The organism is Algoriphagus aurantiacus, assembly GCF_035156405.1.
Classification (GTDB): Bacteria; Bacteroidota; Bacteroidia; order Cytophagales; family Cyclobacteriaceae; genus Algoriphagus; species Algoriphagus aurantiacus.
Genome location: NZ_JAXRUT010000027.1, coordinates 1 through 13,649 on the forward strand (window position 1 = coordinate 1; position 13,649 = coordinate 13,649).

Sequence of the window (13,649 nt, forward strand, 5' to 3'; positions counted from 1 at the left end):
GACGCCCTGCCCGTTCTTCTGTGGATTCACCGGCAAACGATTTCAAATAGCCTTTATTCTCCATCCGATTCAATGCAGTGTGAAGTGCCCCCATGCTGACTGAGCGTTTCAGCCTTGATTCAATTTCATCTTTGATCGCCACACTATAGGCGGCATTGTTCAGGATTCCTATCGTGAGGATTACAATCTCCTCAAACTCTCCCAATTGATAGTCTTTCATCTGTTATAATTTGATTTTTATTGGTCATTACCTGTCCCGAAAATCGGGGTGGAATCTCGCACCGTGGATAATCATCTCTCTGTGTGACTTCAGAGTCATGCTCGACTTCATAACAAACAGAATAATATCTAAATGTAGGAATAATAATTATGCCAGACTTTTATAGACTATTTTGAGCTATTGAGAGGGATTTGTAAGCTGGTCTTGTCCGTAAAAGGACAGAAATGATCGGATTTGGGATTTTCAAAAAAAATTATATCCATGTTTTAACCCGGACTATGCATTAGGATTCGTAACAGCCTGTCCCGATTCTTTTCGGGAAGGGTTCAAACTGCAAGAAAATCAGTCACTTTGGAGATCGAGTCGTCCCGTACATACGGGGCGGTGAGAGCGAAAAGTGAAGCATAGCGACTGATTTTGAGGCGGTTTGAAGCCGTAGTAGATTTGCTAATGCATAATGCGGGTTTAAGTACACGATCTTGCTCCAAGAAACTGATAAATAGATCACTTACATAAAACATATGTCAGCAAGGGCTAGAAAAGAAAACTACTCCCCTCGTTTCAATATCCTCCTATTTAAATCATATGTGATTTAACAATTCCAAACTTACTTTCTGGACAAATTAGATCACTTTCCCCTGATTTTCATCAGAAGATAGGTAATGCTAAAACCTAGGAAGCCTAGGACACAAGACAGAATCACAGCCCCAACCAAATACTGATGAAGTTGAAGATAAATTGTCTCTATGGTTATTTCTGAAAAATCAGGAATCAGTACTTTCTCTTTCATAAAAAAACTTCCAAAAAAGTAGCTGGACAATATTATTACAGGAATCAAAGGTGGTAAACTTATATTCGAAAAGGCAAGGACTATAACCCGGTTAAGCTTCAGAAAGCTTGCCACAAAAAATGCCGCAATCATCTGAAATCCCCAAATCGGAAACACTCCAAAAAACAACCCCAACCCAACTGCCCCTGCCATATGCATAGGATCGTCCTGATGCCTCTGAAATTCTCTCCTAATCTGAGTAAATATATTGCTATCACCTTTGGAGAAAAATAAGCGCTTGGGCGCATAATAAGCCAAAGCCAATACAAACAGCACCGTATTCAACACCGAAATCCTACTGAAATCAGTAAACGGACGAAAATGACTGACCCTATCTTCTGGGTAATTTACATGGATAGGCACTTCTTTGATGGGAATCCCATCCCATGCCAGCCGAACAATTACTTCTATCTCAAACTCAAACTTCTTGGTAAACCATCTCTTGTCCACAACCGCAGCTAATGGATAAGCCCTAAACCCCGTCTGTGTATCAGAAAGCTTAATACCAGTATCTACCCAAAACCAAAAATTACTGAAGTTATTGCCGAAACTGCTTTTCTTCGGAACAGATTCTTGGGTCATATTGCGGGAGCCCATCAGAACAGTTTCTGTCTCTAGAAGATGGATCTGCTCCAGGATATCTTTGATATTTTCAGGCTCATGCTGACCGTCCGAGTCCAAGGTAATGGCATAATCAAACCCCTGTCCGAAAGCGTGTTCAAATCCTTTTCTCAGTGCATATCCCTTCCCCTGATTATTCTCATAACTGATATAATCCAAATCAGGGAAAGCTTTTAGGATTGATTCTGTGCTATCTGTAGAGCCATCATTCACCACCAATAAGTCATAACAAATTGACAAGACTCCAGATATTACTTCACTGAGAGTTGCTTCATTGTTGTAAGTTGGGATGATGATGCAAACTTTCTTTTCCATTAAACCTGAGAGTAAACACCTTTCATTTTAAAGAAAACCTTATCCCCTGAATAAAGATTTGCTTCTACTTTCAACCCATCCTCTACTTCTGTGTGCTTTATGCTTAGATGCACAGTTTCATTTTCAGCAGGATTCAAAACTGCAAGAAATTTTATGCTTAGAGCTGTCTTAAGATGAAATTCTCTCCCAAAAAGTCTTTGTAGTGAAGATCTGACCGCCTCCACCATAATTACACCTGGCAAAATTGGGTGTCCAGGAAAATGCCCTTCGAAAACAGGGCTATTGCCCAATACCTTCACTTCCATCAATGATTCCGTTTCTGCTTGGGAAATGACAGTAATTTCAATTGTATGATCTAAGGCTACCTGCTGCATTTTATTGAAAAATTGATGGAGGAATCGCAGTATTTATTTTCTGGTTCGTAAAATTGATTTCCGTGGAATCATCCTGGTTTTCAAACATTTTCAGTTGATCGAGTAGCAGCGTTTTCTCATCAAAGACCAGTTCTATCTTCGTCAATCGCTTCGTCATCCGCTTATCCACAGGCAATAGTGTGATGGCCATTTTGCCATTCTTGCTCTGAAATCTCTTTTCAAATGAAGGATCATTCAAAATAGATCCATCCACGGTACTCAAAATAAACTGCCTGAAAATACTCATCTGCATATTCAAGCCTGTAGATTTTTTAATAGATTCACCATCAAACTGAATTATCTCATCCTTAGTCAGAATAAAATAAATAGTGCTTGGCTCCCGCTGCTCCCAGCGTATTCTGTCTGGATTTTCATAGTAAAAAAGACCACTGGATACGAGTGGCTCATCAAAAAGCAAACTCTGTTTTCGCTGGGTAAAATCAGCCGTTATAAAGTTTACTGTCTTGTAGTGCTCTTGTAGCTTGGTGGCAAAAGCTGCATCCTGATTCTGGGCAAAAGCAGGGATAGATAGCGAGATAAACAATATGAGATTAAGTAGAAATCGCATTTAATTCAATTCAGCTTTTAAGGTCAAGTTTCTTCTTTTCAGTTCCAGTATCAAAGGTTCCAATATCGAAACTGTGTGTGATTGGGTATCATGCAAGAGTACAATATCTGATCCCTTTATTTTTTTCTTCAAACTCGCAAGGAGTTTTTCAGGATCTTTTTTGACGGTATCAAAGCTTCTCACTGTCCATCCTACCGCTTGCAATCCCTGTTTTTTGAGTGCAAAAGCAATGTTTGGATTGGTGACTCCAAATGGAGGCCTATACCAGTTGCCTGCATTAGGAATTATAGTTTGTAATGCTTCATGTCCGCTTTCAATATCAAATGCAGTTTTATGCTTGCTCCAAAGCCCAATCATAGGATCATGACTGCATGAATGGCTTCCCAGAATATGCCCTTCTGCATGCATTCTTTGAATAAGCGCTTCATTGCCCTTCACTTTTTTCCCGATCAGAAAAAACATCGCTGTCACCTTATGCTTTTTCAGAATATTCAACACCAATGGTGTATTCACAGGATCGGGACCATCATCAAAACTAAGCAAAACATTATCCTCAGTCGTCTTCAGCACATACTTGACAAAAAACTGTGGTTTGATAAGCATAGCCATGGAAAACAAAAAAAGTGATATCCCAACTGCCAATACAATCAAATATAAATTAGAAATCGAAGTCATTATTATCACTGCCGCAAACAGAACAGCTATTCCCAAAACTATCTGGACCTTACTCATGGCCAAGCAATGTTAAGCCTAGACCAGCTTCTGAATCAGTACAGATCAAGACATGCCGATACGCTTTCTCCGCTAAATACGAACATCCCAAATGCATCGCTATACCTGAATTGGTCATGTAGCTTCCAACTAATCCTGCCACAGATCTTTGAGCTATATCGAAGTTACTTATCAAATCGGCTGTAGTAAGAAGCAAACAGAATTTCTTATCAACCTGATTTTTCAACAAAAAGGAATCAATTTCTCCAGTAGGGTTTTCGGTTTTCATCTTGATCAAAATATCCTTTACAAAAATCTCAGAAGGAATATCGACACTCAGCTGGAAAAACGATGCTCCTTCCCCAAATCCTTTAATATCCGTTTCCTTATAGCCCGCCTCTCTTGCCAAATTATCAAGCAAGGGAATATGCTCATCAGCCGCGCCTAGGAGAAAGTTCTTCATTCCAAAATGGGATTGAAGAGCCGCATCTTTCAGGCCATTTTCAAAAGAAAAATTCCGCTGCACATGCGTCATATTATAACCATGATTTTTCAGTTGCAAGGCAATCTGTCCAGAAAGCGTATTGTGGCTTGACTGAGTGAAGGCCGTCGGGGAAATCAAACCTGTCGAAGACCCGGAAATAAGATTCAAAAACTTCTCTGTATCCGCCAGATTACCAAGTCCTGTTCCCACTATAATAGCATCCCAATCCAAGGCCGATTTTTTGGAAATAGTCAAACCACACATCAAAGCCATTTTGGTGATTTTTGACATTCTACGTAATGCCATCACTGGAATCACTGTTTTATAGTCAGGGTCAAAAGCCTTGAATTCTGATAAACCCTCCTTCAAGTTAGACAGACAAAAGCCTTCCCAAAAGCCCTGGGCAGAGATCGAAACCGCTTGATGGATATAAAGCTTTTGCATCAATTCTTGGAAAAAATCAAAGAGGTTGAATTCCCGCCAAATCCGAAGGAATTTGACATGACATGGTGTATGTCTTTTGGTACAGCTTTCCGTAAAAGTGAAGAAGAATCTGTCATAGGCTCCACAATACTGAAGTTTCCAAAAGCGCAGTTTTCAAGCAGACTTTGTACGGCAAAGATGGCTTCTATAGCTCCCGAAGCCGCTAAGGTATGGCCAGTTGCTCCTTTGGTAGAGCTAAAATCGGGAAGAACATCTCCAAAAACAGACTCCATCGCTGCCAATTCCGATGAATCGTTATTCTGGGTTCCAGTACCATGAGCATTGATGTAGCTGATTTGATCAGGTTTCAGACCTGCAATTTCTAATGCTGCACGCATGGCTTTTTGTGCGCCGATTCCTTCAGGTGAAGTCCCTGTGTTGTGGAATGCATCATTGCGATTTGCCCAGCCTGAGAGTTTTGCAAGGCAGCGATTACCGCTTTCTTTTATACTCTGGTCACTTTCCAAAAGCAAATAGCCTGCACCTTCACCTAGATTCAGCCCACGCCGACTTGCATCAAATGGTTGGCACAAATGAGTATCATAAACCATCAAAGACCTAAATCCTTCGATAGTAAAGTTGCACAACGCATCAGTTCCGCCCACCAATACCCTGTGAAACTCTCCCGTATGGATCAATTGCGCTCCCAGCATGATTGCATTCGCGGCTGAAGAACATGCAGTAGAAATTGTATTTACATACTCAAAATCACCTACATTTTCAGCGATGTATGTTGAGTTGGCACCTAGGTCATGCATTTGAAAAAGAGCTGCATCTCCCTGCTCACCTTTGCTTTTTGCCTCAAAATACTGCTCACTCAGATCCATTCCACCAACTGTGGTGCCATTGATAAATGCAGTAGGCATTCCAGAGTCAAATACAGTACTCCCCATAGCTTCATTGGCTGCCAGAAGCCCCAAAAGTGCCGATCTTGATGTGTAGTCCGATAAAGGCACTCCACCTAATTTTGATAGTTGCTGATTAGTAAATGGCACTTTCCCGGCATAAAAATACTGCCCATCCCGCTGATAATGGCTTATGCCTATTATCCCAGATCTGAGCTGATTGAAGTGGTGCTTTGAACTGATACCCAAAGCACTCACTACTCCTAGACCGGTAACATTAATCTTTGTCAAGATCGGTTTTTTACGATGTAATCTACAAGCGTATTCACCGACTTAAAAACTTCCTTTCCCGACTCCGGATTCTCCAATACTACTCCGAAATGATTATCCAGAATTACAATAATTTCCAGTGCATCAATCGAATCCAGTCCTATACCTTCCTCTCCGAAAAGTGGCTGATCATCTTTAATATCCTCAGGTGTCAAATCTTCCAAACTCAACTGCTCAATCAGACACTTCTTTATTTCTTCCTGTAAACTCATCTTTATATAGTTAATAACGACATTTTTATTTCCGCAGCTTCTACCAAGTAAAGTTGCAGCTGATAATTCTCCTGAAATACATCTACCCATCCTCCGAGGCAATAAGCGGCCTTCTCACAGGAAATCAACAAATCAGCCTCCATAGCCCATTCTTCAAAATCGAAACTTGGCTTCAAAATAAGTAGATTTTCCCCATACCATTTATTCCGGATAGCTATTTCACCCATCATAATGTTTGGCAAGGTATATACAAAGATCGCAGGGCTGACTTTAGTCCCTTCATGGATAAGCTGCTGATGTTTTGAATCGGTATCCAAACTGGATTGCCCATTGAAAAAAATCATGGCAACTTCATCATCTCTGAAGCTTAGCTTCACCTCCTTTGATAAGTACTCAGCTCCCAGAAATGCCAGTTGGCATAGCTTGTCCATCTTGTAAAACTTAGGATAGGGAGAATCCAGCTTCTTAAACGCTGCCTTCAGGAACTCAGACAAATCTCCATTTTCAAGTGAAAACACCGTTGTTCCGTTGACGGCTACATTGCCATTTTCAATACTACAGGAAGAGATTACTTGTATAGCCATTTCCTACTGTTTCTCGATTAAAATTGCCGCATTACAGCCACCAAAACCCGATGCCGTTTTCAACGCCAGCTTCACGTCAATTTCCAGGTTTTCCTTCAATACATTAAGTTCAGTCTCTGCCCCGGCATTCACACATCCAAATGTCTTTAGCAGTAAGCCCACTCGCATGCTCCGCATGGTCATTGCGAGTTCGATCAGACTACTCGCTCCCAGAGTATGACCAAAATAACCTTTCAAACTATTCAAAGGAGTTTTTTCCAAACCGAGTCGGCTGAAAGCTTTGGCTTCCATTTCATCATTGAATAAAGTCCCGGTTCCGTGAGCGGATATAAATTGAACCTGATTAGCAGGTTTACTGCTGTAATTTAGAGCTTTTGAAACTGCCCTGTAAAGCCCTTCTCCAGTTCGGGAAGGACCGGAAATATGATTTGCATCATTGCTTGTAGCTCCACCCAGATACTGAAAGGGAGCAGATTTGAAGAGACTTTTATCCTTCGAAAGCACAACACTTGCTGCTGCTTCTCCTAGATTCAATCCATTTCTGTGTTGGTCGAAGGGTTTGCATTGAGCTGCGTCCACAGCGAAAAAGGACTCAAAACCCAATGCGGTAAATTCACTAAGTAAATCTGCACCGACAACAAGCGCATGATCTACCTGATCAGTGGCGATCTTATCCGCTGCATAGATCAAAGCTGACAATCCCGAAATACAGGCACATGAAACCACCTTTCCCTCACAGGAAAACGGCAGTTCCTTCTGTAGCTGCTGCATTAACCAATAAGGATTTGAGCGCTCCACATCACCATTTTTTAAATGGGTAATATCTCCCTTGGTAGTACTCAGCACAAACAGCCAGCGCTCTTCCAATTGATGGGTGATATGCAAACCTTCCAAACTCCCTTGACAACTCTCCCCTGCAAATTCCACTATCGGAGAATCTGTAGAGAAGGAAGAATCATCGAATTTTGCAGCAAACAATTTTGAGATACCGGGAAATGGTTTTTCCACTTCCCTGAGTCCTGTTCTACCATTCTGAGCATTGGAAAACGCTTCCTGAATACCCCAGCCCAATGGTGAAATCACATTCTCCGCTCCCAAAAATACTTTTAGATTTCCAGCCATACTTGTTTGGACTTCCAAGTTTCAAAAACAGGAGGAGTATTCAACTGTAGCTCCATTTCTTCATTTACGAAGACTTGTATTGTTTCTCCCACCGCAGCCAATTTGTCGGTAGTTTCATTATAAACCGTGTATTTGTAGATGACTTTGGCTGCTTGACTGTATTGAAGTCGGGTGACAAGCCGGGCCACATGCCCAAATTTCAGTACCGATTTGAACTGCAACCTGGTATCGACTATTGGCAAAATCAGCTTATTTTCATAGAGATCATGGTAAGACATACCATACTTCTGTCCGAGACTTTCCCGACCATCTTCAAAAAACTTAAGGTAATTCCCATGCCATACTATGCCCAAAGAATCAACTTCTGAAAAACGGATGTTAACCAGTATTTCGTCTTCTATATATTTCATGTGATTATAACTGTTTTTCAAAGGCCATTACCTGTCCCGTGACGAAGAATACGGGATGGAATCTCGCAGGTCTTCTAATCATCTTTTCGTGTGGCGCTCGAGTCATGCTCTATTTCATCTGTTTATTTCTGTTTTTCAATGGTCATCCCGATAGCTATCGGGAGGAATCTCGCAGGATATATAATCATCCGGCTGTGTGTTCCAGTAGGTACGGGATCATGCTCGATTTCACGGATTGATAACAATTTTCATTTCACATTCCAGCAGCAACTCGCCCAAGTTAAAGCATTTGCCACTGATCAGCGTAATATTAAATACTTCCTGCAGGATTTCCACTTGAGTAGTAATCGTCTGCGATACTGCTGCAAAACCTGCGACCTTTACTTTATTAATTCCACCAATAAACCCTAGCGGGACTTCTTCTCCTATCTCCCTTGCTTCCAGTCCCACCATTGCCGCAGCTGTCTGGGCGATATTCTCCAGCATTCCGGATTCAGAAAAAAGATCGCCATTAACAAAGATATTCTCAGCTTCAATATCAAATTCAGCCTGAATTCTACCTTTTGAGTATGCCAAAACTCTACTGACCATCACCATAGGTGTACGTTGTGGGATCAACGAAACAATGGGGATTTTACGTAATTCTGGAGATGAAAACATTAAGATGGGTCTTGGTAAAAATCGTAGTAGTTAAACCACTGCTCTGGATATTGCTTCACTTTTTCCTCTAGGGCAACCACATAATTCTTTACAATTTCATGGATATCACCATCAGCTTTGCATGGCTTGGTTGCGCTAAACTCGTATCCAAATTTACTGTGCTTCACCGCAAAAACGAAAGTATATTCAGCTTTAAGCTTACTTACTATAGAGAAGGATCCTTCTGGGAAATGTGCTTTCGAATTTAGAAAATCTGCCGCAATGGTTTTCGATCCCGGCAAAAAACGGTCAGCATTGATGCAGATCAGTTCCTTTTGCTTGTAGTGTTTGTAGATTTTCACTAAATGAGACAAGTCATCTTTGATCGGAATAATATTAAAGCTGGGCTTTGACCCTATCCTGTCCAAATAGCTGTTGATTTTCTCCTCCTCGTTTTCGAACATCACCACATTCAGGGGTACATCCAGATTTTGCAGCAGATTGCCGGCAATATCCCAATTTCCCACATGAGCAGAAAAAACAAAACCGCCTTGGCCTGAATTCGCCATACGGATCAGTTGATCTTCACCCTTTTGCCTGTAGAAAATATCCCCGCCGAGATTCCTAGCCAAAGCGATCTTATCCAGGATACTTTGAGCCAACAAAAAGAAATTGGCTTTGCACAAAGTTTTCGCCTTCTGAGTGGAAAACCCCATGTGATTTTGATAGAAATCAAGAATATGCTTTTTGGGCTCCCGGGCAAAAATGTAGTAATAAAAAGAAATTACCCTCAACAGAATGTATGTGTTGGACAAGCCAAAAACGCGGAGAGAACCCACTACTATTTTGTACCCAAGTACATTCCCCCTGCTCCTACCCGTCCATGAGGCCATTACTTCGCACTCACTTTATCAAAAATCAGATTGTAAAAATCCTGATAGGTACTAACAGACTTAAAATCCTCACCTGTCACTTTAAAGCCAAAATTATTTTCAATCACCACTACCAAATCCACATAATCCAAACTATCCAATTCCAATGTGTCCTTTAAGCTGGCATTAGGTTCAATGACGCTCTCATCCACCTCAAATTCTTCCACAAGGAAGTTATTTATCCTCTCTATTACGATTTCCTTCGTCATACTTTCTTTATAATTAAAGTTGAATTAGTGCCTCCAAACCCAAAAGAATTGGAGACTATATGCTTTAACTCAGCTTTCTTTGAGTGTGCAATAATATTAAGTTCCAAAGAAACTTCATCTGGATTTTCGAAATTAATATTCGGCGCAATGAAATTATTCTTCATCATCAGCAAGCAATAGACGATTTCGCTTGCACCCGCCATCCAGCATTCATGACCTGTCATGGACTTAGTGGAGCTTATTGGAGTTTTTGATCCAAACACCTCTTTAAGTGCCATTCCTTCAAATCTGTCACCCACCGGGGTGGATGTGGCATGTGCATTTACGTAGTCAATTTCCTCAGGATTCAGACCTGCTCCCTTCAGCGCCATTCGGATTGATCTTACCTGCCCGTCCATGTTGGGGTTGGAAATATGCTCTCCATTAGAAGAAAAACCATAGCCTACCAATTCTGCTAAAATTGTGGCTCCCCGAGCTCTGGCAGACTCATAGCTTTCAATAATCAGCGTGGCGGCTCCCCCACTTGCCACCAGTCCATCCCTATCTCTATCAAAGGGACGGCATGAAGCCTTAGGATCATCCTCACGGGTGGAAAATACGCCAAGTCCATCAAAACTCCCAAAAGCCAAAGGATTCACCTCTTGTGCTCCGCCGACAATAATCATGTCTTGTATTCCGGCTTTGATCAATTGATATCCCATGCCTATGGCATGCGAACCGGAAGCGCAAGCTGCACTTACCGTATAATTGATTCCCCGCAGCTTGTAAATAGTCGCCAAATTCATGGTGACAGTACTGTTCATCGATTGAAAAATAGACCCTGATCCTACCAGCGTGGTATCCTTCTTTGCACGGATTGTATCTACAGCCTCTATCACTGCCTTTGCGGAAGAATCGTTTCCATAAATCACCCCCACCTCATTCTCCTCAAAAAACGTTAGATCCAAACCTGCCGTTTTCAAAGCCTCCTCTGTAGCCACGACGGCATATTTGGCTTCTTCACTAAGGGTATTCCGCTGTTTTCTGTTTAGGATAGTCTTTAGATCGGGCTCCTCTACCAAACCAGCGAGTTTGGATCTAAAGCCCATTTCTTCTCTAGCCGGATCAATGGAAATTCCACTCAGACCATTTTGCAGGGAATGCAATACTTCCTCTAGATTTTTACCAATACAGGAATAAATCCCCATGCCTGTGATTACTACCCTACTCATGAAATTCCTCCGTTTATGTTGATTACTTCACCGGTGATGTAGGCGGCTTTTTCGGAAACAAGAAATGAAACTGTTCCAGCTACCTCTTCCGGTGTACCAAATCTATTCATTGGAATTAGTTTTTTCAATTCATCCTCGGGTAAATCCTGCGTCATATCCGTGCTGATAAATCCCGGGGCTACTGCATTCACTGTTATTTTTCTCTTCGCTACTTCCTGCGCCAAGGACTTGGTGAAAGCGATCATGCCTCCTTTGGAAGCGGAATAGTTTGTCTGTCCGGGAACACCTTTTACACCTGCAAGGGAAGTAACATTTATGATGCGTCCATATCTCTTTCTCACCATATGATTGATCACTGCCTTGGTTACATTATAAGTACCCCGTAAATTGACATCGATCACTTGGTTAAATTCATCTTTTTCCATGAAAACCAACAGATTGTCTTTGGTAATTCCCGCATTGTTCACCAATACTTTAATCTGATCCTCCGGATTAGACTTGATCCAGGTTTCTATTGCTTCAGTGGTCTTTTCGTAGTCCTGCACTTGGAACTGCATTAACTCCCCTGAACCGCCATTCGCCTCTATAGCTGCTAAAGTCTCCAGTGCAGCAGCCTCATTGCTGGCGTAATTAATCAAAATATGAAATCCATAATCCTGAGCCAGCGTGATGGCGATGGTTTTCCCGATACCTCTGGAGGCTCCAGTGATCAAACAACAATCTCTCATTTATACTCCTTCTTTACTTTGTAACAACTTAGCCTTTAATCTGGCCAATTCTTCATAATTAGGCTTATCTGCTTTTATTACTTCTAATTCTTCTCTCACAAAATCATACAAGCCCTTCGAAGAGGAAGAAAGCCTATCGTAGCTCTGATCGATATCTATCGCCTGGGCAATTGCAACCAACTGGACAGACAATACTTCAAAGGTATTATTTATCACCCGCTCTGCCATGAGCGCTGAGTTGGTACCCATGCTCACAATATCCTGATTATCTCCATTATTCGGAATGGAGTGAATATATACAGGTGTACTCAATGATTGGTTTTCAGCTGTGGTGCTGACTGCTGTGAACTGCATCCCCTGTAAACCGAAGTTGAATCCAAGTTTACCCATATTTAAGAAAGCAGGGAATTTATTATTCAATCGATCATTCATCAAGTAATTGATCTGCCTCTCCATGAGCATGCTCAACTTGGTCATGCCTATTTTAAGCTTATCCATCTCGAATGAGATGTAATCCCCATGAAAATTACCACCATGGTACACATTCTCAGTATCGGCACAAACAATTGGATTATCGTTTGCCGAATTAATCTCTTCCTCCACTATTTTCTTAGCATTCAAAAAAGTATCGTATATCGGCCCGATGATCTGGGGAACGCATCTAAGGGAGTAATATTCCTGAACTTTTTCGGAGAAAAACTCCTGACCGTTTATGTACTTCTCATTAAAGAGATGGTCATGTCTGTTTTTCAATACATTCCCGTCAGCCAAAAAACCCCGCATTTTTCTGGCTACATATTGCTGTCCAGAATGAAGTTTTGCGCCGTTCAGTTCCTCGCTAAAGGAGTCTGTATAAGAGGCTGTCAATTCATTCATCACTGAGGAAGCCAGTATACTATAATGTAAGAGTGTAGAAGTATGAATCAGGTTAATTGTCGCCAATCCGCTCATACAGGAAGTACCATTGATAAGTGACAATCCATCCCTGAGCTGCAGCTCAGACGGCTTGAGATTGGCAACCTTAAGGGCTTGTGCTATAGGCATTATTTCATCTTTGTAATATGCCTTTCCCTCTCCTATCAACCCCAACGTCAAATGTGCCAATTGAACCAAATCACCGCTTGCTCCGACTCCACCATGCTGCGGAATAAGCGGAAATATTTCCTGCCCGATGAAGCTCGCTAAAGTCTCCAAAATCTCTGGACTGGTACCGGAAAAACCCAGGGCCAAGGTATTTAACCTGCAGATCATAATGATTTTGGTGGCTGCAGGGGAAAGAAAATCGCCTGTACCATTGGCGTGACTGCGGATTAAATTATACTGAAGTTCCTTAAGGTCTTCTTCGACTACACGGTACTGAGCCATCGGTCCAAAGCCCGTATTAATCCCATATATCACTTTATTTTTGGAGAATTCCCTTAAAAACTCGAAAGAACGGATTGATCTCTTCAGTTGAGTTTCAGATAATATATACGTACTATCATTTCTAAAAAATCTTTTAATATCCTCCAGCTGCAGATAATCACTCGGCAGATTTTCTTTCATCTGTTTATAATTTGTTTTTTAATGGCCATATGGAATCTCGCAGGGTAAATAATCATCTCTCCGTGTGACGCTTAGGGTCATGCTCGATTTCATATGACTCGAATCTTGTATTTAACAAAACTAGAACATTTAGTAATCCCAATAAGCTTGAAGACCTATTTTAAACGAATATTTAAATAAGTTGCAAAGAACTTCCATAGGTAGATTGTAATATTGCACTTTGAGACCACGGAATTGG

General features: G+C 41.4%; 16 protein-coding genes and 1 pseudogene. All 17 read right to left on the reverse strand.

What is annotated here, in order from left to right:
• A pseudogene (locus SYJ56_RS20990) lies at window positions 1–220 on the reverse strand (PadR family transcriptional regulator); the annotation flags it as partial.
• Window positions 221–848: 628 nt separating this feature from the next.
• A complete protein-coding gene (locus SYJ56_RS20995) occupies window positions 849–1,985 on the reverse strand; it encodes a DUF2062 domain-containing protein (RefSeq protein ID WP_323837601.1) in 1,137 nt (378 codons plus the stop codon).
• Entirely contained in the window at window positions 1,985–2,359 is a 375-nt protein-coding gene (locus SYJ56_RS21000) for an ApeI family dehydratase (protein WP_323837603.1), read from the reverse strand. The genes SYJ56_RS20995 and SYJ56_RS21000 overlap by 1 nt, the downstream gene beginning before the upstream one ends.
• Before the next feature lies 1 nt (window position 2,360).
• Window positions 2,361–2,966, reverse strand: coding sequence for a flexirubin biosynthesis/transport protein LolA2 (lolA2, locus tag SYJ56_RS21005; protein ID WP_323837605.1), 606 nt, complete (start codon window positions 2,964–2,966; stop codon window positions 2,361–2,363).
• Window positions 2,967–3,698, reverse strand: coding sequence for a polysaccharide deacetylase family protein (locus tag SYJ56_RS21010; RefSeq protein WP_323837606.1), 732 nt, complete (start codon window positions 3,696–3,698; stop codon window positions 2,967–2,969).
• The gene (locus SYJ56_RS21015) at window positions 3,691–4,605 is read right to left on the reverse strand and encodes a beta-ketoacyl synthase chain length factor (protein ID WP_323837608.1); all 915 of its coding nucleotides are present in this window, start codon (window positions 4,603–4,605) and stop codon (window positions 3,691–3,693) included. The genes SYJ56_RS21010 and SYJ56_RS21015 overlap by 8 nt, the downstream gene beginning before the upstream one ends.
• Window positions 4,605–5,780 (reverse strand): beta-ketoacyl-[acyl-carrier-protein] synthase family protein, encoded by a 1,176-nt coding sequence (locus SYJ56_RS21020; RefSeq protein ID WP_323837610.1) that lies wholly within the window; start codon window positions 5,778–5,780, stop codon window positions 4,605–4,607. Before SYJ56_RS21020 ends, SYJ56_RS21015 begins: the two co-directional genes overlap by 1 nt.
• On the reverse strand, window positions 5,777–6,031 hold the full coding sequence (locus SYJ56_RS21025; RefSeq protein WP_323837612.1) for a phosphopantetheine-binding protein: 255 nt from the start codon (window positions 6,029–6,031) through the stop codon (window positions 5,777–5,779). The genes SYJ56_RS21020 and SYJ56_RS21025 overlap by 4 nt, the downstream gene beginning before the upstream one ends.
• Window positions 6,032–6,033: 2 nt before the next feature.
• Window positions 6,034–6,615: a hypothetical protein gene (locus tag SYJ56_RS21030; RefSeq protein ID WP_323837614.1), complete on the reverse strand. Its 582-nt coding sequence runs from the start codon at window positions 6,613–6,615 to the stop codon at window positions 6,034–6,036.
• A 3-nt stretch (window positions 6,616–6,618) separates the two neighbouring features.
• Complete coding sequence (locus SYJ56_RS21035) at window positions 6,619–7,737, reverse strand: beta-ketoacyl synthase N-terminal-like domain-containing protein (RefSeq protein ID WP_323837616.1); 1,119 nt, start codon at window positions 7,735–7,737, stop codon at window positions 6,619–6,621.
• Entirely contained in the window at window positions 7,722–8,147 is a 426-nt protein-coding gene (locus SYJ56_RS21040; protein WP_323837618.1) for an acyl-CoA thioesterase, read from the reverse strand. Before SYJ56_RS21040 ends, SYJ56_RS21035 begins: the two co-directional genes overlap by 16 nt.
• A 228-nt stretch (window positions 8,148–8,375) precedes the next feature.
• Complete coding sequence (locus tag SYJ56_RS21045) at window positions 8,376–8,807, reverse strand: hotdog family protein (RefSeq protein WP_323837620.1); 432 nt, start codon at window positions 8,805–8,807, stop codon at window positions 8,376–8,378.
• The gene (locus tag SYJ56_RS21050) at window positions 8,807–9,679 is read right to left on the reverse strand and encodes a lysophospholipid acyltransferase family protein (protein ID WP_323837621.1); all 873 of its coding nucleotides are present in this window, start codon (window positions 9,677–9,679) and stop codon (window positions 8,807–8,809) included. The genes SYJ56_RS21045 and SYJ56_RS21050 overlap by 1 nt, the downstream gene beginning before the upstream one ends.
• Window positions 9,679–9,927 carry an acyl carrier protein gene (locus SYJ56_RS21055; RefSeq protein ID WP_323837623.1) on the reverse strand — a complete coding sequence of 83 codons (249 nt, stop codon included), beginning with the start codon at window positions 9,925–9,927 and terminating at the stop codon, window positions 9,679–9,681. The genes SYJ56_RS21050 and SYJ56_RS21055 overlap by 1 nt, the downstream gene beginning before the upstream one ends.
• Window positions 9,924–11,138: a beta-ketoacyl-[acyl-carrier-protein] synthase family protein gene (locus SYJ56_RS21060; protein WP_323837625.1), complete on the reverse strand. Its 1,215-nt coding sequence runs from the start codon at window positions 11,136–11,138 to the stop codon at window positions 9,924–9,926. The genes SYJ56_RS21055 and SYJ56_RS21060 overlap by 4 nt, the downstream gene beginning before the upstream one ends.
• The gene (gene flxB, locus SYJ56_RS21065; RefSeq protein ID WP_323837627.1) at window positions 11,135–11,866 is read right to left on the reverse strand and encodes a flexirubin biosynthesis SDR family reductase FlxB; all 732 of its coding nucleotides are present in this window, start codon (window positions 11,864–11,866) and stop codon (window positions 11,135–11,137) included. Before flxB ends, SYJ56_RS21060 begins: the two co-directional genes overlap by 4 nt.
• Window positions 11,867–13,411 (reverse strand): flexirubin biosynthesis tyrosine ammonia-lyase FlxA, encoded by a 1,545-nt coding sequence (gene flxA / locus SYJ56_RS21070; RefSeq protein ID WP_323837629.1) that lies wholly within the window; start codon window positions 13,409–13,411, stop codon window positions 11,867–11,869. It abuts the gene before it with no gap.
• Window positions 13,412–13,649: the final 238 nt, after the last annotated feature.

Excerpts from the sequence above, each read along its gene's own strand:
- SYJ56_RS20995 (WP_323837601.1), bottom strand. The coding sequence starts at position 1,985 with ATGGAAAAGAAAGTTTGCATCATCATCCCAACTTACAACAATGAAGCA.
- SYJ56_RS21015 (WP_323837608.1), bottom strand. The coding sequence starts at position 4,605 with ATGCAAAAGCTTTATATCCATCAAGCGGTTTCGATCTCTGCCCAGGGC.
- SYJ56_RS21040 (WP_323837618.1), bottom strand. The coding sequence starts at position 8,147 with ATGAAATATATAGAAGACGAAATACTGGTTAACATCCGTTTTTCAGAA.
- SYJ56_RS21055 (WP_323837623.1), bottom strand. The coding sequence starts at position 9,927 with ATGACGAAGGAAATCGTAATAGAGAGGATAAATAACTTCCTTGTGGAA.
- lolA2 (WP_323837605.1), bottom strand. The coding sequence starts at position 2,966 with ATGCGATTTCTACTTAATCTCATATTGTTTATCTCGCTATCTATCCCT.
- SYJ56_RS21050 (WP_323837621.1), bottom strand. The coding sequence starts at position 9,679 with ATGGCCTCATGGACGGGTAGGAGCAGGGGGAATGTACTTGGGTACAAA.
- SYJ56_RS21030 (WP_323837614.1), bottom strand. The coding sequence starts at position 6,615 with ATGGCTATACAAGTAATCTCTTCCTGTAGTATTGAAAATGGCAATGTA.
- SYJ56_RS21035 (WP_323837616.1), bottom strand. The coding sequence starts at position 7,737 with ATGGCTGGAAATCTAAAAGTATTTTTGGGAGCGGAGAATGTGATTTCA.
- SYJ56_RS21000 (WP_323837603.1), bottom strand. The coding sequence starts at position 2,359 with ATGCAGCAGGTAGCCTTAGATCATACAATTGAAATTACTGTCATTTCC.
- SYJ56_RS21010 (WP_323837606.1), bottom strand. The coding sequence starts at position 3,698 with ATGAGTAAGGTCCAGATAGTTTTGGGAATAGCTGTTCTGTTTGCGGCA.
- SYJ56_RS21045 (WP_323837620.1), bottom strand. The coding sequence starts at position 8,807 with ATGTTTTCATCTCCAGAATTACGTAAAATCCCCATTGTTTCGTTGATC.
- flxA (WP_323837629.1), bottom strand. The coding sequence starts at position 13,411 with ATGAAAGAAAATCTGCCGAGTGATTATCTGCAGCTGGAGGATATTAAA.
- SYJ56_RS21025 (WP_323837612.1), bottom strand. The coding sequence starts at position 6,031 with ATGAGTTTACAGGAAGAAATAAAGAAGTGTCTGATTGAGCAGTTGAGT.
- flxB (WP_323837627.1), bottom strand. The coding sequence starts at position 11,866 with ATGAGAGATTGTTGTTTGATCACTGGAGCCTCCAGAGGTATCGGGAAA.
- SYJ56_RS21060 (WP_323837625.1), bottom strand. The coding sequence starts at position 11,138 with ATGAGTAGGGTAGTAATCACAGGCATGGGGATTTATTCCTGTATTGGT.